The 20,201-nt window shown below is 43.9% G+C and carries 21 protein-coding genes; 5 read left to right on the forward strand and 16 right to left on the reverse strand.

From position 1 onward, the window contains the following. Nucleotides 1–75: 75 nt before the first annotated feature. Complete coding sequence (locus VTAP4600_RS02070; protein ID WP_102521277.1) at nucleotides 76–906, reverse strand: DUF2797 domain-containing protein; 831 nt, start codon at nucleotides 904–906, stop codon at nucleotides 76–78. Between the two features lie 319 nt (nucleotides 907–1,225). On the opposite strand from VTAP4600_RS02070, the gene VTAP4600_RS26120 reads away from it, so the two are divergent. Beyond that, on the forward strand, nucleotides 1,226–1,438 hold the full coding sequence (locus tag VTAP4600_RS26120; protein WP_231897846.1) for a hypothetical protein: 213 nt from the start codon (nucleotides 1,226–1,228) through the stop codon (nucleotides 1,436–1,438). Beyond that, nucleotides 1,422–2,564: a GGDEF domain-containing protein gene (locus tag VTAP4600_RS02075; protein ID WP_231897847.1), complete on the forward strand. Its 1,143-nt coding sequence runs from the start codon at nucleotides 1,422–1,424 to the stop codon at nucleotides 2,562–2,564. Before VTAP4600_RS26120 ends, VTAP4600_RS02075 begins: the two co-directional genes overlap by 17 nt. Nucleotides 2,565–2,593: 29 nt before the next feature. On the opposite strand, the gene VTAP4600_RS02080 is transcribed toward VTAP4600_RS02075, so the two are convergent. The 3 genes from VTAP4600_RS02080 to VTAP4600_RS02090 all read right to left on the reverse strand — a co-directional run bounded on the left by VTAP4600_RS02080 (nucleotide 2,594) and on the right by VTAP4600_RS02090 (nucleotide 5,443). Then, on the reverse strand, nucleotides 2,594–3,316 hold the full coding sequence (locus VTAP4600_RS02080) for a SanA/YdcF family protein (RefSeq protein WP_102523863.1): 723 nt from the start codon (nucleotides 3,314–3,316) through the stop codon (nucleotides 2,594–2,596). After that, a complete protein-coding gene (locus tag VTAP4600_RS02085; protein ID WP_102521279.1) occupies nucleotides 3,316–3,639 on the reverse strand; it encodes a DUF3392 domain-containing protein in 324 nt (107 codons plus the stop codon). The genes VTAP4600_RS02080 and VTAP4600_RS02085 overlap by 1 nt, the downstream gene beginning before the upstream one ends. 109 nt (nucleotides 3,640–3,748) lie before the next feature. Continuing rightward, nucleotides 3,749–5,443: an NAD-dependent malic enzyme gene (locus tag VTAP4600_RS02090; RefSeq protein ID WP_102521280.1), complete on the reverse strand. Its 1,695-nt coding sequence runs from the start codon at nucleotides 5,441–5,443 to the stop codon at nucleotides 3,749–3,751. Between the two features lie 314 nt (nucleotides 5,444–5,757). Here VTAP4600_RS02090 and VTAP4600_RS02095 point away from each other — a divergent pair, with 314 nt between their 5' ends. The 3 genes from VTAP4600_RS02095 to VTAP4600_RS02105 all read left to right on the forward strand — a co-directional run bounded on the left by VTAP4600_RS02095 (nucleotide 5,758) and on the right by VTAP4600_RS02105 (nucleotide 9,703). Then, nucleotides 5,758–8,121, forward strand: coding sequence for a helicase-related protein (locus tag VTAP4600_RS02095; RefSeq protein ID WP_102521281.1), 2,364 nt, complete (start codon nucleotides 5,758–5,760; stop codon nucleotides 8,119–8,121). A 71-nt stretch (nucleotides 8,122–8,192) separates the two neighbouring features. Continuing rightward, nucleotides 8,193–8,963, forward strand: coding sequence for a phospholipase A (locus VTAP4600_RS02100; protein WP_102521282.1), 771 nt, complete (start codon nucleotides 8,193–8,195; stop codon nucleotides 8,961–8,963). A 356-nt stretch (nucleotides 8,964–9,319) separates the two neighbouring features. Continuing rightward, nucleotides 9,320–9,703 (forward strand): transporter, encoded by a 384-nt coding sequence (locus VTAP4600_RS02105; protein WP_102523864.1) that lies wholly within the window; start codon nucleotides 9,320–9,322, stop codon nucleotides 9,701–9,703. Between the two features lie 84 nt (nucleotides 9,704–9,787). Here the strand turns inward: VTAP4600_RS02105 and VTAP4600_RS02110 are convergent, their stop codons facing one another. The 12 genes from VTAP4600_RS02110 to VTAP4600_RS02170 form a co-directional block, all read right to left on the reverse strand. Beyond that, entirely contained in the window at nucleotides 9,788–10,891 is a 1,104-nt protein-coding gene (locus tag VTAP4600_RS02110; protein WP_102521283.1) for a phosphoribosylaminoimidazolesuccinocarboxamide synthase, read from the reverse strand. A gap of 184 nt (nucleotides 10,892–11,075) precedes the next feature. Further along, entirely contained in the window at nucleotides 11,076–11,513 is a 438-nt protein-coding gene (locus tag VTAP4600_RS02115) for a hypothetical protein (RefSeq protein WP_102521284.1), read from the reverse strand. Nucleotides 11,514–11,850: 337 nt separating this feature from the next. Beyond that, the gene (locus VTAP4600_RS02125) at nucleotides 11,851–13,092 is read right to left on the reverse strand and encodes a phosphopentomutase (protein ID WP_102521286.1); all 1,242 of its coding nucleotides are present in this window, start codon (nucleotides 13,090–13,092) and stop codon (nucleotides 11,851–11,853) included. Continuing rightward, entirely contained in the window at nucleotides 13,085–14,260 is a 1,176-nt protein-coding gene (locus VTAP4600_RS02130; RefSeq protein ID WP_102521287.1) for a YhfX family PLP-dependent enzyme, read from the reverse strand. Before VTAP4600_RS02130 ends, VTAP4600_RS02125 begins: the two co-directional genes overlap by 8 nt. Nucleotides 14,261–14,332: 72 nt before the next feature. Beyond that, nucleotides 14,333–15,634, reverse strand: coding sequence for a YhfT family protein (locus VTAP4600_RS02135; protein WP_102521288.1), 1,302 nt, complete (start codon nucleotides 15,632–15,634; stop codon nucleotides 14,333–14,335). Nucleotides 15,635–15,643: 9 nt separating this feature from the next. Next, nucleotides 15,644–16,003, reverse strand: a complete 360-nt coding sequence (locus VTAP4600_RS02140) for a DUF2620 domain-containing protein (protein WP_102521289.1) — start codon at nucleotides 16,001–16,003, stop codon at nucleotides 15,644–15,646. A gap of 13 nt (nucleotides 16,004–16,016) precedes the next feature. After that, nucleotides 16,017–16,892: a phosphotriesterase family protein gene (locus VTAP4600_RS02145; RefSeq protein ID WP_102521290.1), complete on the reverse strand. Its 876-nt coding sequence runs from the start codon at nucleotides 16,890–16,892 to the stop codon at nucleotides 16,017–16,019. Between the two features lie 11 nt (nucleotides 16,893–16,903). Continuing rightward, a complete protein-coding gene (locus VTAP4600_RS02150) occupies nucleotides 16,904–17,275 on the reverse strand; it encodes a PRD domain-containing protein (protein ID WP_102521291.1) in 372 nt (123 codons plus the stop codon). Nucleotides 17,276–17,312: 37 nt separating this feature from the next. Then, a complete protein-coding gene (yhfZ, locus tag VTAP4600_RS02155; protein WP_102521292.1) occupies nucleotides 17,313–18,206 on the reverse strand; it encodes a GntR family transcriptional regulator YhfZ in 894 nt (297 codons plus the stop codon). A gap of 252 nt (nucleotides 18,207–18,458) precedes the next feature. Beyond that, complete coding sequence (locus VTAP4600_RS02160; RefSeq protein WP_102521293.1) at nucleotides 18,459–18,650, reverse strand: hypothetical protein; 192 nt, start codon at nucleotides 18,648–18,650, stop codon at nucleotides 18,459–18,461. Between the two features lie 169 nt (nucleotides 18,651–18,819). Next, nucleotides 18,820–19,851 carry a J domain-containing protein gene (locus VTAP4600_RS02165; RefSeq protein WP_102521294.1) on the reverse strand — a complete coding sequence of 344 codons (1,032 nt, stop codon included), beginning with the start codon at nucleotides 19,849–19,851 and terminating at the stop codon, nucleotides 18,820–18,822. A gap of 14 nt (nucleotides 19,852–19,865) precedes the next feature. Beyond that, complete coding sequence (locus VTAP4600_RS02170; RefSeq protein ID WP_102521295.1) at nucleotides 19,866–20,195, reverse strand: DUF2799 domain-containing protein; 330 nt, start codon at nucleotides 20,193–20,195, stop codon at nucleotides 19,866–19,868. Between the last annotated feature and the right edge of the window lie 6 nt (nucleotides 20,196–20,201).

Genomic DNA, 20,201 nt, shown 5'->3' on the forward strand with positions numbered 1-20,201 from the left:
TACGATTAAGTCCTATACGACCAAGCCTTATATAACTAAGCCTTATATGACTAGGTGCGGTGCATCACTTTTTCGTTAGTCTTCAGTTTCACAGCTGATTTCGTAAGAGCCAAATTTTCGGATATTGATGACCCCAGTATCCAACATTAAATACTGGCCTTTGATTCCCTTCAATATGCCTTTTACTTCTGGGTTCTTATCAAAATTATGCGACACGATCTTCGTTGGGTGTTCTACAACAGGATAAGCGATAGAAGTAATGTCGTTATCGAGCACTTCGATGGCATCGTCACCATACTTTGCTTTGATTTCTTCAAGAGCAGAAGTTAACTGCGGCAAAATTTGTGCAAACTGTTCTTTTAACTCAAGTGGTTCACCGTCTTGCTTTAGTAAGGTACGCCAATTGGTTTTGTCTGACATTTGTTTTGCGATCTCGATTTCAATAAGACCAGAAATATGACGAGTTTTTACTTTGAAAATGGGTAACCCTTGAGTGGCACCTTGATCGATCCAGCGAGTGGGTATCTGCGTATGGCGGGTAATACCGACTTTCATACTTGATGTGTTAGACAAATATACAAAGTGATCAACCATGCAGTTTTCTTCGCCCCATTGAGGTTCTCTGCAGGTACCTTGCTCGTAATGGCAAGTTTCAGGTTTCATTATACACATGTCACAGCTTGCCAGTTTTTTCATGCAAACAAAGCAATGTCCTTGCGAGTAACTCTTTTTGGTTTTTTTACCGCAAGAGCTGCAAAAGATATTACCAGTATGCGTGAGGGTGATGGTTTTACCTATGACTGGGTTGAGCGCAATCTTCTGATCGCCGACGGGCAAAAAGTACTCAACTTGGCCGTTGAGTTTGGCTTCCATTTTTCTCAACGTTCCGATTTCTGACTTCGACATTACTTTTCTCTTTTTATGTTTTAGCCGTAATTATAGCAATACGAGTAGTCTGCGTCTTGCAAGGATACGGTTAACTTAATTGTGATCGTTCACACTGTTAATTGAGCTGATATCAAAATCTTGTTGGTGGTTGACGGAAAATTCTTCGGTTAGCTCAGTAAAGTGTTACAAAGCTCGAAATTTGGTGCGATTACGATGGCATTTGCCAGATAAATACGGTGTTATATACTTATTGCAAGAGTGATCTTGGTTCAACAATTGGTGTTTGTTTAGTAGGTGGAAATTGGTTTGTATGAATCTAAAACATGAATTGAGCTTAATGCAAAAGTTTGTAGTGGCATTGTTGTGTACCACGATAGTGGCCATGGTGCTCTATTTTTTGTATGGACAAAGTAAGAGCTTTGTTTTGAAGCCCACTGACTACACGTTTAATTGGTCTGATGACAGTCAATCTGGTGGAAGCAGTGTGTCGTCTCTCTCTATTGACGAACAAATATCGAGCAATAACAATAAAAGTGTCGCTTCAATGTGAATTGAAAGAAAGCAGTTATCTATGGCCTTATTGTTCTACTTCTGTCTATTTTAATGAAGATAGAACGAAAGGTTGGGATTTTTCTAACGTTCATACTATCTACCTCGATATTGACTATGAAACCAAGCAAGACTCACCTCGTTTACGGGTGTATTTACGTAATTTTAACCCAGCTTATTCCTCAATTGAGGATGAATATACGGTTAAATATAATGGAGTGGAATTTACCCCAGGTGTTGGGAATGGTGAAATAGCCATCCCATTTAAGAACTTCCAAGTTATGACGTGGTGGCTGTCCGATCTTGAAATTCCTATACAACATGCAGGGCCAGAATTTAGTAACGTCACTTTATTTGAGATAGCAACGGGTTCAGGTGCAAAGCTGGGCTCGCATAATATCACCATCAACAGCGTTCGTTTTGAAGGAAGTTATCTAGATGGCGAGACGCTTATGTTAGTTTTGCTGTTTTCTTGGGTGGTACTTGCGTTGTTATACGCGCGGGAAGAGGCAAAACTCTCACTGAGGGAAATTCAAAGAGCCGAGGACAGAGAACTGCACCTAAAAGCGGTTAATGACAATCTGCGTTTACAGAATCATGAAATTTCGGAAATGGCGCAACGTGATGCACTTACGGGAGCGAGAAACCGACACTCTGTGCGTCGTTGGTTAAAAAGTATGACTAAGAATGTTCAATGGGAGAATGGACGCTTTTCCATGATCTATTTAGATATTGACCATTTCAAAGCGGTTAATGACACGTTTGGTCATCAGGTTGGTGACGACATATTGCGTGAATTCGTAATGATCGTAACGTCATCTATCGACAGCGAAGAGCACCTAGTTCGTTGGGGCGGAGAAGAGTTTATTGTCTTTTGTCCGAACTCGACTTTAGATCAAACCACAGCGTTAGCTGAGAGAATACGCCTTAATGTAAAGCGTCATATTTGGGTACATGGCGAAGAACTCACCTGCAGTGCAGGGGTTGCAGAGATGGGCGAGGAGCGAATTACCGAAACCATCGCTCGTGCTGATGAAGCCTTGTATATAGCCAAACAAAAGGGGCGTGATCGAGTTGAGGTGAATTATGGTTTAGTGATCCGCAAAGACGATGTTCCGTTTATGTAGCGCGTTAATTTTGCTGGAAAATAACCACATTACTGAATTTGTGAGTTGGTAACTTGCTCGATAATAGGCTCTTTAGGCCCAAGATATTTAGGTTCAGTATCAATGATGTACAAGTCAAGCCAGGCTTTAGCTCGAGCAAGTACTTCCCGCATTCGAACGTATAAGCCAGCGCTGCCTGAGGGGCCGGGAACGGCCAAGCATACCGCATCAATATCGTTGTGGTTCGCTATGTATAAAGCGCGCTCGCAGTGGAAAGCTTGTGTCACGATAACAAAATCATTAGCGTCGAATATTTCTTTTGCGCGGATCACGGAATCCAATGTTCTAAACCCAGCATAGTCAAGGTGGATAGCTTCTTCAGGAATGTCTACCTTGAGCAGATCCCTTTTCATCGTCCAGGGCTCATTGTACGAGCGATGAGCGTTATCTCCGCTTAGTAAAAAATGGGTCACTTTGTTGGCTTTGTATAGTTCAACCGCGGCGTTAATCCGGTGGCTATAGTACGTATTAAGCGTTCTCCCTATGTATTTGCTTGTCCCTAAGACAAGGGCAACATCATGGGGAGGTAACGAAGCAATATCTTGATAAATTTGCTCTTGAGTTTGCCAGCTTACCCAGCGGTCAATTACGGCTAAAACACTTGCTGTTGCGATAATAAGCAACAACAGGCAACCAAAGAGTAGCTTGGTTTGTCTGAGTACTGAAAAGAGTGATATCCGCTTGAGTAAGTCGGTGAAACTTGTCGTAAACATCATACTTGGCGATTCTTCTGCGCCCAAATCCCTATGAATAGAAACCAAGATATTAAACCAATAGCGAGCATATCATGGCTCACCTGATGCAGTGCTTGATTTAGAGCAGGGGAGGCTTTAACTATCAACAAGCCATAACCAAAAGCATTGACGAGAATGAATATTAGGGTCCGTACAACAAAGTGATAGCCTGAAAGGTTACGGCGCAATAGGCGATTAATATCCGCACCAAACACAACCAAACTACAAGCGATAATAGCGGTAGAAATATCCGCTAAATAGGGCGAGAGAAAAGAACCAAAATCAGAAAGAATCGCTAACATCTACGGCACACATTCCTTATAGACGATTGAAATAGTTAGAAAGAACGTTAGTTATAATACAAAAAAGAAAAGCCCCATAGGGGCTTTTTGTCATAAAAATGCGAATTAGTTAAAATGCGGTGCGCTTATAACGGCGATAAACCGGTTGCCAGAAGTATTGCTCGATGGCTTTACTCAATGCTTCATCGGTAATTTCTAATGCCACACCTTGTTCCATTGCTTTTTTTGCAACGGCGAATGCAATGCGTTTAGAGACCACGTGGATCTCTTCAAGTGGTGGAAGCAGGGCACCGTTATCGTTGTTGGCCATCGGCGAGCATTCTGCCAGTGCTCGGCTTGATTCCATTAGCATTTCATCGGTAACGCGAGAAGCGGAAACAGCGAGAACACCAAGCCCAATACCAGGGAATATGTAGCTGTTATTACATTGTGCGATAGCGTAACGTTTGTTGTTGTGAATAACCGGATCAAATGGGCTACCTGTCGCCACTAACGCTTTACCGTCTGTCCAACGAATAATGTCGTTTGGCGTCGCTTCAACACGGCTTGTTGGGTTAGACAGAGGGAACACAATTGGGCGTTCGCAGTTAGCGTTCATCGCTTGAATGACTTCTTTGCTGAACAGACCAGGAGCACCAGATACGCCGATCAATACCGTTGGTTTCGCATTTTTTACAACGTCAAGCAGAGAGAAACCCGCTTCTTCACTGTCACTTTCCCACTCCGTTAGGTGATCATTTTTTTGCATCAAACGACGTTGGAAATCAAGCAGGTTTTGCATGCCTTCTTGCAGTAAACCCCAGCGATCAACCATATAAACTTGAGCGCGCGCCTGTGCATCAGACAGCCCTTCAGAGACCATTTGAGCAATGATTGCTTCAGCAATACCACAACCAGCAGAACCGGCACCAACAAAAGTGACTCGTTGCTCGCTTAATTTGCTACCTGCCGCGTGACATGCCGCAATCAGTGAACCAACAGTAACGGCTGCCGTACCTTGGATGTCATCATTGAAGCAACAAATGCGATCTTTATAGCGTTCAAGCAAAGGCATGGCGTTCTTTTGAGCAAAATCTTCAAATTGAACCAAGGCATCAGGCCAGCGGCGTTGAACGGCTTGAATGAACTCTTCAACAAATGCATCGTATTCTGCACCGGTAATACGAGGATGGCGCCAGCCCATATACATTGGGTCTGCAAGTCGTTGTGGATTATTCGTGCCCACGTCCAGTACGATAGGTAGCGTATAAGCGGGGCTAATACCACCACAAGCGGTGTACAACGCCAGCTTACCGATAGGGATCCCCATACCGCCAATGCCTTGGTCGCCCAGACCTAAAATACGCTCGCCATCAGTAACCACGATCACTTTAACGTTGTGGTTTGTCGCGTTATTCAATAAGTCATCAATACGATTTCTATTTGGATAAGAGATAAAAAGACCACGACCACGACGATAAATGTTAGAGAAATTCTCACATGCAGCCCCTACCGTAGGGGTGTAGATAATCGGCATCATCTCGCTGATGTGGTTTTGAACTAATCGGTAGAACAAGGTTTCATTGGTATCTTGGATATTACGCAAGTAAATGTGTTTATCCATGTCATTTTCGAAGTTTTGATATTGCTTGTAAGCACGATCAACTTGTTCTTGAATGGTTTCAGTATTCTCTGGCAGCAGGCCTTCTAAGTTAAAGGAGATACGTTCAGATGCACTAAATGCGCTGCCTTTGTTTAACAAAGGAGTACTTAAAAGAGCAGGACCTGCATAGGCGATGTATAAGGGACGTTTATCGTTATTCATGTGGGACTCGGTAGCGGAAAGAAAATGATGGCTAAGAGGAAATAATAACGGTTTGGTTATCGGCTTGTAAACAGAATTAACCGTATATGTCTTGTAATTCAAATAAGTTTTTATGAACTTAAAATAATTTATGTTTTTAACCCGACTCATTACGTGTAAAGACTACAAATGCGCCAATTGCCAAGGCGTCAATCCAGTCCGACAATAAACTTGCGATGTAAAGTGTCGAGAATAGCCGGAGTTGGTCATCGCAGCCGCAATTACAGTGATGTATAGTAAGTAAAATCAGAATTAGCTTTTAGACCGTTTTAATTATGCAGCCAACAACCTCACTTCCTATCGATGCCAGTAGGCAGGAATTCGATCGCCTTGTCTCCCAACACCACCTTGTTGTTGAAGCTGAAACCGGTTCGGGTAAATCAACACGTTTACCGCTTTGGTCGGCAAAATTTGGTCGAGTATTGGTGATAGAGCCGCGTCGAATTGCGTGTACGTCTTTGGCTGAGTTTCTTGCTAAGTCAGAAGGCTCAGTTTTAGGAGAGCGTATTGGCTATGCGATTAAGCTTGATGCTCACTACAACGACAATACTCAAGTTGTCTTTGTCACACCCGGTGTCGCGTTAAGGTGGTATTCCGAAAATCGTTTGGTGGACTTTGATATCGTGATGGTGGATGAATATCATGAGCGTCGCTGGGATACAGACTTATTAACGGCCTTGCTTAAACAACACAACAGGCATCGGATCATTCTTACGTCCGCAACAATAGAGAGTCAGCGTTTGGCTCAGTATATTGACGCACAATCGCTGCGGGCGGAAGGTCGCACTTTTGGTGTAGAGATTCACTACAACGCCCGAGACGCACACCGACTCCCTGATGCCCGTGATATTGAAAAACGCGTATTTGACCAAATTGTCGAACTTCTACCGACAACCGATGGTGATATGTTGGTTTTTTTGCCTGGTCGTAAGGAAATTCAACAATGTGTTAGCCTGCTTAATCGAATTGAATCACTTATTGTCGTTCCACTTCATGCGTCGGTGACCGATGAGCAAAGGCGCATTGCAATGAATCAGCAACCCGGTCAGAAAGTCGTGGTAGCGACGAACGTAGCTGAGACTTCGCTAACCATCCCGAATATTTCTGTGGTGGTCGACTCAGGCCTTGAAAGGAGAACACTGCAGCGAAACGGTCGTACGGTACTGAGTTTGAAGAGCATCTCTCAAGCGAGTGCGAAACAAAGAGCGGGAAGAGCAGGGCGAGTAAGAGAGGGCAAATGCATTCGATTATTTGGAGCTAATGCGCCTTTAGAGTTGATGACCCCGCCTGAATTACAACGTGAAGAGTTAACGGAGCCTATGCTTGCCTCTGCATGTTGTGGTGAAAATATCGAAGCGCTGACTTTTTTAGATTCACTGCCTGATAAGTCCTTAATCAGCGCTAAAAATCAGCTATTAACAATGCGGGCCATTGATGAAGCTGGATGCATTACTGAACATGGTAAACGACTTTATCCGTTGCCCATTGATGCTCTTTATGCCGATTTGCTCACTCGGTTACCCACTCGTGCATTACAAGAGGCGATGGTGGATTTAAGTGCCGCGTTATCGGTGCCAGCTCGATTGTATAAGTTACCCAATAGTGTTGATGACCGGGATGATATAGACCAATGGGAGCGACAGCATTGCGACGCTATGACATTGATTAAATTGGTCAGAGGTGATGTGCCTGAGTGTTTGAATATCGAGCCGTTAGCGCTTACTGAAGCACAGCAGCTCGCTCAGCAGATGCGTGAAGCATTAGACTTACCAGAATTGTCGGTGGCTTCGCGTTGTCATCGTCAGCAATTGGCCCGAGAGATTGCTTCTTTGCATCCAGAGTTGGTGTTTGTAAGAAGAGAAAAAAGACGTCAAGCGTTGGGCAATGGATTTAGTGAAGTTAGCGTAGGAAAAGACAGCCGTTTTAGCGACAAAGCTGAAGCCGCGATCGTGTTAGATCAGCATAGCTTGCCGGGGCGCGGGGTGAAGCAAACCCTCAATCTAGCGACGGTTATGATGCCCATCTCGCTGGATGATCTCGTTGCACTCGATATGGGGGAGTGGCAACAAACAGGCACTCACGTAGAGAACAAGCAGGTGATGTCGTCTATGGCTCGCGTTTATGCAGGGCGAGTAATAGAGCGCAAACATACCCCTGCAACAGGAACCCAAGCCATTATTCAAGCACTGATGTCGGGTAAGCTTTGGCCTGGGTTTGCTAAATCACGACAGCGGGATATTCAAGTGTGGCAACTGTACGTTGATCTAGGTCTGGCCGATGAAGCACCCAAAAAAGAACAAAACAGACAGAGTCAGACCAATTTTGAAAAGTGGATGGCACAGCAACTTAACGAATTGGGCATTTCCGAAATGGATGAATTGGTATTGTTTGAGCCAGACGACTTTGGCTTCGAAGGCATCCCGTATTGGCAGCGCGAAGAATTTGACGGCTTGTACCCCAGTGAATTGCAGTTATCGGATATCAAGTTAACCGTGGATTATTTCCCGAATAAAAAACTAGTTCATGTGATCCGTCATTCAGGCTTACGCAAAGGCGATCCTAAACGTTGGGAGCTGCCGACTTGGAATGGATGGCGAATTCAATATAAGAAAGCCAGTCGACTGATAGATATCAAGTAGTTGGCGTACAAATTGCTTCATTTCATATAACTTATTGAAAACGGACACCGATTGCCGTGTGTGAGTGATTTATGAAATACAAACTACTGCTTGTGGCGATATTGTCTCCGTTACTGCAGGCTAAAAGCTTAAGTACCATTTCTAGTTACGAGGATACCTATGTAATTGGAAGCCATACCAGCAGCGTGAACAGGGAAGTGTATCAAGCGGGTGGGTTTGATGGGGCTGAACAGTTACAGCCATTTGAGGTTAAGTTTCAATTCTCATTTTCAGTTCCATTATTTCAGCTTACTTCAAATTCATCCATTGCGGCGTCTTATACTCAGGTGTCGCTGTGGCAGGTAGCAAACAATCAGATATCGTCACCTTTTCGAGAAACTAACTATAAACCCCAAGTGTTTGTCATGTATCGGCCTAACCTGTTTTTTATTAATAATATCGAATTTGGTTATAAACATGAGTCTAATGGACAAACGGCTAACTTATCTCGGAGCTGGGATAGAGCCTATGTCGCCCTAGAATTATTAGACGGCCCATTCGAATACGGATTGCATGCCTGGAGTGTCATTGGGCGTATCGGAGAAAACCCGGATATCTCGGAATATTACGCACCTTGGGAAGCATGGACGAAGCTCTATACTGGTGTGGGCGTATTTGATGCAAGAGGGTTCTATAATTTTGATACCAACAAAAGTGGCATTGAGCTGGGGTACACGTTTTACTTCAATGAGCTGATTGGTGTTTATGGGCAAGTTTATCATGGTTACGGTGAGACATTGATCGAATATGATCATAGTCATACTCGAGTTGGGCTTGGTCTGAAGCTGGTTAACTGGCAGTGATCTTCTGCGAAGAGTTATTTGCTTCATGATTTAATTTCATTACCGAAATACAGTACATCGTTTTCAAAACTGTTCTTATCGTGTTAATTGTTTGGTTCTATTATGCCCTTTTGGTCGATTTTATAGTCATAAAAGACCGATGTCTTATATCGTATTGATATATGCGATGTCATGGTCAATAGTAGTAAAACACTATGAGTTGTCTGCTGATATTAGGGTCTTACTATCAGCAGTTATAGCGCAAGTGACCGTGTGAATTGGCAAAGGATCAATGTTAATAATTCACATGGCTCTACGTTCTACGCCCACAAAAAATACTATAACGGGCTTAAGCGAACAACATGTCGGGGGGCACTATGAATAATCAGCATTCATCGGAAATAGTTTTTGATTACACCACCTTTCTTGGCGCAACATGCCGTAAGAAATGGACTTTTTTAGAAGCGATGCAATCTTTCGCACCAGTCTTTGGTATGCTTTGGAAAGATAGCGTTAATGAGCTTATGTCAAAGGAAGATCAACTGTGGGAGCAGGCGTTAACGTCGTTGTCTGCACAAAACAGTGATGAAGCCAATTTGGTGCGCTTAATTAAGCTTGCTCGTGTACAAGGCATTGGAAAGTTGACACTGAAAATGCCCTATGAACTGGATGTAGAGCAGCGAGATTCCATTGGAAAGCGCAGCCGTTCTGTGATTACGGAATTAGAAGACGACAGTTTTACCGTCGAGATTGCCGAGTAGCGTTTTTAAAACATGGCAAGCAACAGACATCAAAAAAGGAGGCTTGGCCTCCTTTTTTATTTACCTAAATAAGCATCAGTAATGTTAATCGATTAGGCCGTAATCGCGGCTCAATACATCAATGATTTCAGCTTTAGGATTGCTGCTCAGTTCAATTTTCTTACCGGTGATTTTTTCTGCAATAGAGGTATACGTATTGGAGATATCAATTAACGCTTGTTCTGGAAGTTCGTTGTCACGAGCCAGAGCAAAACGCTCATCCATACGGTCTTTATTTAAAAGAATATCGGCATCTTCAAAATGATTGAGTAGGAACTGACGGAAGCCTTCTTTCGAATTCTCAACAATCTTGCCAGCTTGGTACTGTTTTTCATCCCAAATACGAGACGAATCCGGAGTACCTACTTCATCCATATAGATGAGTTTTTCTTTGCCTTTTGAGTCATGTACGTAACCAAATTCAAATTTGGTATCAACGAAGATCTGTCCAACATTGGCCAGAGCGTTGCTGATGACATCAAAACCTTCAGACAGCAGTTTTTCGTAATGCGCTATATCTTCAGGTTGTGAAAAATTGAATGCTGCGAAGTTATTTTCGATATCTTGGCGAGTAATATTCACATCGTCGACAGCCGGTACACCAGGAATTCCTTCTAAAATTCCTTTGGTTGACGGTGTCATTAGCAATTCTGGCAGAGCTTTGTCTTTTTCTAGGCCTTCAGGCATTTGAATGCCACAGAATTCTCTTTCGCCATTAGCGTAAGAGCGCCACATGGAGCCTGTGATGTACTTACGGCAAATCGCTTCGATCATGACTGGCTTGGCTTTTTGAACGATCCACACAAACGGGTGGGGAATATCCAAAATGTGGCTATCCGCTAGGCCATTATCTTTAAACAGCTGGAACCAATGGTTAGAAATAGCATTTAAAGCCGCGCCTTTACCTGGAACGCCCTTTAGGCCTCCTTCAGCACGCCAAATACAGTCGAATGCCGAAATTCGGTCACTGATAACCATGATTGCTAAAGGCGCATCAGAGGCGACATCATAGCCTTTTTCTTTGATCAAGCGTTGGCTGTCGGCTTCGGTTAGCCAATAAACAGAACGAACTTTGCCACTATGGACAGGTTTATCGGTACGAATTGGGAGGTCATCATTTACTGCGAGAACTTGATCGGCGAGGCTCATTGCGACATTCCTATCTGGTATCAAACGTCAAAAAGAGAAACATACCACCATGGCATGTTTGTGATGTAGCGCATGATACCAGAACTGACGATCTCTGCCACACAAAAAGCAAACGTTTGCTCTTTGTGCAGGTTAATTGGCGATAATACTAGCAACTGCAATTGAAGCAGTTGCTTAGCTTCTGTTAATGAAATTGATTTTGGCCGTTTGAAAGGTAGAGCTCGCTATTGGCATCAATGAAAAAAACTTCACAGCCTAGCTGTTTTGCACGTTGTTGCAGGTGCTTTTGATCAATGGCAGAAATACTCTGGCTCGCGACAACGGCACTGGCGTTTCCGGCTTGCATTGCTTTTAACACAATTTCTTTCTCGCTCGATAAACGAGAAGCTTGAATGTGAACAACATGCTCTGCTGTAAATCTTAACTGTCTTAAACGGCTAGGACGAGGTCTAGGACACTGTGCAGTAAAAAGTACCCACTTTGCTCGGTGAGATAACTTTGCCAACCTTGCACTAACTCGTTCGCTTTTAACGAGATCAGTTGAGGCGCTTTTCGTCATCAGGGCAGTGGACACGAAAGCTTGCGAAGTTGGTGTATTTGGTTGAGCGTTAAGTGAATACATAATTACTGTTCCTTTATACATACTGTATGTATTTACAGTAGTTAAAGTTTGAGTGTTTATCAAGCGTTTTTTCCAGATAAACATCACAATTATGCAATGGCAAATTATAACTAATTGTTTTTAAGTGTTTTTATTTAAAATGATGAATGAGCCGGTTTGTATGCGATGTTGGCCGAAATTGATGAAATTGAGCAGGGATGTCATAGCAACGCTAGCGGGGGAACAGAAAAGGCTGAAGAAATTCAGCCTTATACAGTAGTTTTAGGGCTCAAGGCTCAAGGCTCAAGGCTCAAGGCAAAAGGGGGGAAGCACATGAAAAACCTTAAATCTGTGGCACTCATGTTTGGGGAACTATGCTGAGATCCTTTAAGAAAGAACGTCCGTTTTGAGGAGGGCTGGCGCCAAAAAATTCGCAGGCACTCGCTCCAACATCCGACATGGTGGCGCGCTCTCCTAGGTCATTTTTGTTTAGATTTGGCTGGTAAATAAGAAGCGGAACTTGCTCTCTAGTGTGTTTGGTGTGCCCTATAAAAGGGTCATTGCCATGATCCGCCATAACGACCAACACGTCGTTATCGGTCATTTTTTCGATGACGTTATTTATGCCCCGATCGGCGCGTTCGAGTACTTTCCAGTACATCCTTGGATCTTGCTGGTGGCCCGACAAATCCGTTTCTTGAACATTTGCGCAAAAGAAGCCGTGTTGGTGTTGCGTTAAATCTTGATTAAGCAATTCAAACACTTTATCGGTGTCTACGATGGATGTGTAAGACGTGCCAAATCGGTTTTGCACGATGTCAGCCACTTTTCCATACAAAAAGGTAGTGACCCCGTGGTTATGTAACAAGAATGGCGCTTGTGTTGACTCATCTACCCCAAACCCAAGGTGGATGACTTTAAAACCGTTTTCGTAAACGCCGGTATCTGGTGTGTTAACGCCAATGAAGGTTGTCACTTTATTGTCATCTTGCTTAACTTCAAGCGCATCAATAATGGACTGGCTATGTCCTATATGGCCGCCAAAGACAATGTTGCGACCCACCTGATTGGCATTCCGAACGCATCGGCCCATTTTTTCTAATGCGTCAAAGCTAATTTGGTCAAGGTTGGCCGTTAGGTTATACACCTGACCGAGGTCGGCTTCTAAGTTGTCGGCAATCACTACGGCATTGTCGACATAAAGAGCCGCTAAGGAACCTTTGTATAGCCTTTCTACTTGGTAGCCTTGTGCGAATAGTGCTTTTTCGATGCTGTCTATCGATTGATTGAATGGCACAACAAGAGGAGATTGAGGATGGGTTCCCATGATCTCCTGATGGCCCATAAACGTGTCGCCTCCTTCGTGGGCCAATAACGCGGTGCCGATAGAGGCATTTGGCGAAGGTTGCATCACAGACTCTGAATTTGGAACGAGGTTAATCAGCCCAAGCCGCTCTAAGGTCGGTAGTTTCTTGAGTGGGAAATGGTTAAGCAGCTTAAGAGCGGTGTTTGCTCCGGTATCTTGTGGCCTGACGATGGGCACATCAGGCATTTCACCGATGCCAAATCCATCAAGAACGATAATAATAAATCTACTCATCACACACCTCGTTGCCTAAAGCGTCGTATATTCCTACCAGCTTCGGTTGGCCTGTATGGCAACCTGAAATCAATGCGACATCACTCCGTGTAACAAAAACCTGAGTGCGAAAAGCCATGATGACGGCCGCACCAATGGGATATTTATCGTCCAATTTGAAGTGATAATCGATGCTCGATTCGTCGTCGTTACTTACCTTGCTGTAAACAGATTTGGCGAGTTGCCTATTTGACCGTGGGACGATTAAGGCTTTATTGAGATTGCCACGGCGATAAAGCCCGCCACCATAGCAATAACTGCGCTGGTTAAAATGATGAGATATTTCACTGATATAGAGCATGGAAATTTGCTCACTTTGGCTCCCGTCAACGTTGTTTGGGATCGTCCCTGTTAACGCATGACCGGGTTCCGCGTGAGTACCTTGCAAACGAGCAATGTCAGGTAAGGTTTCACAACTGCTAAACGACGGCATATTGAGTTGAAGGTTATCAAACCCTAATGCATTCAAAGCATGATATGCAGAGTGCATTGTGCGTACATTATTGGTGGTTTGTGGTTTGCCATCTTTGAGCAGAAAACACGGAAAGTGGGTGATCCCCGCAACACGGATATGCTGCATACTTTGCAACTCTTCAATAACGGCTGTTAAGTCAAGTAGCGTAAATCCAGACTCTTGATTAACATAGAGCGCGTCATCGTCTTGATAGAATTTCAGCATGATGTCTTGGACGATGCCTAACTTGGCCGCCGCATCTGAAATTGATTGTGCTTTTTCTAAACTGGTCACCGTTACGATATCTGGCTTGCCGACAGATAAAGTTGACTCAATCATAGATTCTGGTAGTTGAACTAAATGTCCTACATGGGCAATTTTAATTCCAGCCTTTTGAAAAAAGCGCACTTCTTTAAAATCGACACACACGATGCCTTCATAGCCCAAATCATCAACTAGAATTCGGGCTAATACTGGGTTACGACCAATTTGTTTGGTCATCGCGTACAGTTTGATGTTGTGTTTGTCTGCGGTTTCCTTCAGTTTTTTTGCGTTTTCTATGAAGGAATCTACGTCTATTACGTAGCTGTCAGGCAAAATTTTCCCTTGTGATAATAACGTAACACTCGCTTCTATAAGCGCTGGGTTGCGTTTTATTAGTGCATCTAAAAACATACCGACGTCTCACTAAAAAATGCGCTAACCCGAACAGGGGGGGAGGTGGTTGAGTTAGCGCATGAAAGAGAATTAAAGGCTAAATAGCCCAAGGACAAACAGAACGTTGAGTACGATACCCGTAAGAATGGCAGCCACAGCTGGTGCGGCAATTTTCAATACTGGTCGGCCTAACACTTCGTTGAGGAAGTACAAGATGGCAAAAATGGTAAAGCCTGTTGTTGAGCCCATTTTCATTACCGCCAATACACCACCAATCAATAATGCAAACTCCATTAAGGTGTTCATTGAATTACGAATGTTATCTGATGCGTTACGAATAGACGGGAAATGCTCTAGCACTCGGCCTACGCTACGCAATAAGAAAATCTCTAGGCAAATGGTAATGGCACCCAAAAGCGCAGCCACTGGGATGTTTGGTGCTAAATAGCCAACAACAAAAACGAATGTCATGCCGACGACACCATACACACCTGTTGCTAACGCGGTGGTTGCAATCAGAGGGATAAAACCTAATCCACGCATGAATTCAGACAGGGCGACTTGTTTTAATGCGGCATCTTGTTCCGCTGCATCCGTCAGCTTGTAGGCTTCGGCAAGGGAATAAATCGAGACTTCAGAGCCTGCGAAGATACCCGCATTAGACACGGCAGCAATCAATGCACCCGTGACAGCAAGGAAAGGCAGGTGTTTGACGATTCGTTTGGTGCGTTCATCGAAAATACCGTGTAGACCAGACATGTCGGGTGGGCTGATCCCTGCTTTTTTGTCTGCTAAGTCTTTACGAATCGCGATAATAATCAGCATTAGCATGCCAATAAAGATCTGGATGGATTCAGGGTAGATACCGGTGTATTTGATGACCAACAGTCGAGAAAGCAAAATGACAACAGCGGTTACAGCGCCTGCTCTCCAGCCAAATTGATAGAAGATAGCCAATAATGGGAATAGAGCAAAAGCCGACATCACAGGCGTACCGAGTTCACCCAACGCACCCAGTGCATCTACAGGTAAACCGGTTAGCACAGTATTGACGGCGGTTAGCGAGGTCACCACTAAGATGCCCCAAGTTGCGCCAGCCAAGGCCGCTAAAATTCGGCTGCCAATCATTACGCCTAGTATATCGGTAGGCAAAAAGAGTAACCAAGGGTTGAGTAGGCCTGTTGATAAGGTGAACGAGATCCCCACTGAAGCAACAAAACCAATAGATAAACCAAACGCAACGGAACCGGCATCTCGGCGGCTCATGTTGCCCTCAAATACTTGAGGGAGTATGGGTCTGATGCCATCGTGGAATACCGCGGCGCTCATATTGGCGATCAGTGCGGTCATGCCACAGAGCAGGGCGACGAGGCCTAAGTTCATAAAGTCCATAATGTATCCTTACAATCGGGCTAGAGTAGTAATGAGTAAAGGTATTGCGTGTTCTACGTGTTCGACAGACAATCCGAATGCAACTTTTCCTTCAGAAATGAACTGCTCTACTTCCGCTTGTTTTGCTTGTATAGCGGGTTTGGCAATGGTGCAGCTTTTGTCGAAGCCGATGATCGCAATGGCCATGGAAAGGGCGGCGCCTGCTCCGGTATTGCAGCAGCCGATGTAATAATCAAGCTCACCACTTTTCACTTTTAATGCGGCATCCATATCATTAAGGATGTGCATTTCAAAGGTGTCTGGAGACGTTGCTTCTATTTGCTGTTGAATTTGTTCACGCTGTAAACCAGCTATGCCGATCTTTTTCATAGTGGTGCCTTTATTATTTAAATAGGGTGTAGGGGGTGTGGATCATCATGGTGTCTATCTCCTGTTGAGATATGCCATGATTGAGTAATTCTGGGAGAAAGTGTTCAACTAGGTATCCAAAGCCAAGCCCCCCATTTTCCTTAAGATGGGAGCGGCGAGTGATGTCCATTGAAAGCATCACTCGGTCTAAGCAGCCTCGCTGAGACAAAGCCATCAACATCTCGATTCTTTTGCTGTCGGGGAAGTAACTATTTTTGCCGATGGTGTCGAACTGCACATAGCAGCCTTGGTCGATCAGCCATTGAATTTCATCTAAGTTGCTTTTTAAATCGCAGTGACCAATGGTTACGCGTTCTAAATCGACTCCCATGTTCCGAAACAGGTTCACCTGCTCTTTGCCTAAGGTACTTAAAGACTGGTGAGTTGAAATGGGACGTCCAGTTTCCATATGGGTAATCGCCGCAGCGTGAAAGACTTTTTTTTCTAGGTCGGTAAATCGCTCTTCACTGCTGCCAACTTCACCGATGATACTGGCCTTAAGTGAACTGCCTGGAAGACCGTTTTCAATTTCAGATATCATTTTTTTGGCTAATTGCTGCGCCGTTAGCTGAGAAACTTCAGGCGGGAAAAAGCCCTCAATGTAATACCCAGTAGAGAGCAATACATTCATTCCGGTGTCGTTAATTAAATCCTCAATAAAATGAGGATTTCTGCCCATAAAATGATTGGTTACTTCTACGATGTTTCGTACGCCAAGTTTCAGCAGGTTTTCCATTTCTTCTTTTATCAACCCGTACTGATCGAGCCGACAATCAATGTCGCCTTTCTGAGGGGACAAATCGATATGGAGATGCTCATGGCAATAGGTATACCCTGTGTTATCAATCATCTTCACGGTTCCTAACGGTCGTCATCGGTTAATTGGCTAATGGCAAATAAATTGCTAACCAAGAATGAGTTTTCAGTTTGGGGTGCCTGTTCGATTCCATATAGGCTTAGAACTTTTGTGTTGAGCGCCTGCAGGGCATCAAACTGAGCGGACTCCACAATTTCTTGCCAGATATCATCATCGAGCCCTTCTTCGATTGGGCTTTCAAGCAAGATGCGATCCGTTGCTCTGGCTAAGTGGGTTACTAGCATCTGAAACTGTTCGTTATCAGGTGTTAGGTTGAATTCCGTTTCAATTAATGCCGCCGCCGCTATTGAAGCTTGATAACTGGCTTGGCTGATCACGGCATTTTCGGCCAGAATGGATAAACGTTGTTGCATCATTATTAACGTTCCTTATTTAATGAGTTTCACTGCCTATTTAATAGCTTGGTGTTATTAGGCCCTCTACCACTTGGTTCTGATGTGATATTAGGGCGTGTATATTGAGCAGTTTTCGCAACAATACCCGAATATACTGTGCCTCTGTGCGGACCAAAATAACGGCTTGAGAAGCGTCTCGGCATTCTTCAAATTCATCGAGAGATCGTTCCGATAAGCCCATGCCTAGCATATCGATAGCTTCAGGGAGCCAAACTACCGCATCTATGATGCCATTGGTCAGGTGACTGAGGCTGTCGCTGTAGTTAATTTCTACGATTTCAATTTGCTTGTCTTTAAAGGCAAGCTCAGTTAACACGCGTTGATCGGGTGAATCGGAATCGACCCCCACTTTTGTTATGGTGCTGTACTCGCCATCACGGTAAATCAACCTATGGGCGTTTGAATAAGAGTGATCGCCTAAATCGATGGCCGTTACTAAGCCGTCGACGACATAATCTTTGGCGGCAAGTCGTGACATGATCGCCATGTCGTATGTGCCGGCTTTTAAGCATTCTGCCCTGACGTTTGCACCTCTCATATGGGCAAAATAAAAAGGAAAGTCACTCATTTGTGCTTTAATGCCACTGGCAATGCCTTCGTAGTGTTTGGTATACGGAAGAGGCATGGCACAGACCAAATGAGACAACCCAGACAACTTAGCCAGTTCAGTTTCGTTTAGCGTGCTAATGAAGGTGCCATTTCGGCCTTGCTTGCTCAAACCGACCGCTTGGTGGCTTTCAATCGTGGTGAGCGCTTTTTGAATGAAACCAACCGATACCCCGAATTCTTCGGACAACGAATCAATCGTTCTTACTCGGTCTCCTTCCTTTGCGGTAAGGAGGTAGCGCGCAACATTGATAACTGCAGAACCTTCTCGACTGATGTATTGCATAGTGTGCTTCTTTTAATCTTCATTATTTTGAAGATAATATATAGCATTGGTATTGTTTATAAAATAGACATGATGAAAATTTGTGAGGCATGATTGATTTGTCAATAAGACAAAAAATTTAAATGATTAAAAATAAGGGGTTATGGTTTTCTGGCGAAAGGCGAAAGATAATTTTTAGTGAGAGTAGGGGGGAATAAGAGCGTAAGCACATGACGTGTACCTACGCGTTTTTCTGTTGTGCTGGATATGTGACTAGCGTGTGGCGCAGCTTGCTACGGAACTACTGCGTAATGCGAGCTCGTCTATATTGAATAAGCGTACGTCTAGTGTGGCAATGTCGTTACAAGTTTCACATGAGTGGTGGTGTTTTCCATCGACATAGTCGTGTTTCATTACCATTTTTGGTTGTTTACACCAGTCGCATGTGCCTTCCGTGTTGAACATTGAAATCTCCTTTGGTTGTTTTATTCGTATGAGATGACATCAAAATATTATGCCACAAATAAAATACAAATGTTAAATTTTTGTTACTTTTTGATTTGTAAAAATCCAAAATGCGATCGATTTAGCGTATTTAGCACTGAGTACGATTAGCTACTGAGCGTGGCTTTCACTATTTGTTATATGACGGGTGTTTCAAAATGACCTTGAGAGCCCCATTGAGTTTTTTCATCTCATCATCACTGCCGTTGGCATCAGGGTGATAGACACGGCAAAGCTTTTTGTATCGAACTTTTATCGCTTCGGCGCTGGGCAATCGTTTTGCATTGAAACCAAGAAATGTACAAGCTAATGTAAAATTCTGATCTTGTTGTGCATTTTTCAGATCCTTTAGCACCGCATTTTGGCTCAATAACTGGCGGCGTGTTTTCTCAAGCTCTTTACGTAAAATACGAGAGTCATCAGCGGATTTTTGTTCCTGTTTAACGGCTGTTTTTTGTTTGCGCTTTTTACGGCCCAGCAAGATAACCGCCAGTAATGCGAATAGGAAGGTTGCCGCGATAATGAGGTAACCGACTTGTTGAGACACTTCAGGCAATGCCCAGTTAGATTCTTGCGTCATTTTAGGAGCTGGCGATGAGGGTTCTGTTGCGGTGAGGGCTTTGTTTGACTCGTCATCCAACTGCGTAATTTGTCCGAGTTGGGCTGCGCGCATCGCATTAAACTTAGCTTCCAATACTCGGTTGTAGCCGGCTTCGGCTTGAGTGCTGTTATTTTCTAGCGCAACCTTGTACCAAACTCTGGCTAAGTCTAGATCTGTGATGGTTTGATATTCGTTGTATTCGCGCTCGTACAGAATCCCAAGTTTTAGTTGAGCCCTGGCTAATCCTTGAACCGCAGCTTTGGTGTACCAATAAACGGCTAAATCTAAGTTCTCTTCTATGGCAATGCCGCTATCGTACGCGTTAGCCAGTTTGAGTTGCGCCAATGAGTAACCATTGTCTGCGGATTGCTTGAGCCAATCGAGTGCTCGTTGCGGATCTTTTACTACGTCTTTCCCGGTGAAGAAAGCTTGAGCTAGTGAATATTGTGCAACGGGGTCTTGCTTGTTGGCTTGAGTTTCTAATTCTCCAATGGTGACTGCACCTAACCAATGACTGAAGAAAAGTGCAGTGATACACAATAATCGAATTGATTTATTCATTGGGGATTGGTTTCCTAGAGTTTATCAGAACCGCGACGAAAGCCGTCTCGATAGCTTTGTTCAAATGACCAATCACAAATACCAAAATAGGGCTTACGCAATAGGCCTAACCGATGCGGATCTTGTGAACAATAAACATCCTGCCCACTTTGGTAGCCATTGGTGTAGGCAAGGTAATTGTCTTCGGAGGTTTGTGCTTTGTTGGGACTAAACTGTACAGCACCCTTGTTGGATTGCTCAAAGCCAAAGTCGTACCATTCTTTTTCAGAAGTGAGGTGATTAAGATCGACACTGGTACAAGCAACCAAAAATAGAGTTGGGAGAATCACTGTGAATTTGTTCATTATTGT

The sequence above is a fragment of the Vibrio tapetis subsp. tapetis genome (assembly GCF_900233005.1).
Taxonomy (GTDB): Bacteria; Pseudomonadota; Gammaproteobacteria; order Enterobacterales; family Vibrionaceae; genus Vibrio; species Vibrio tapetis.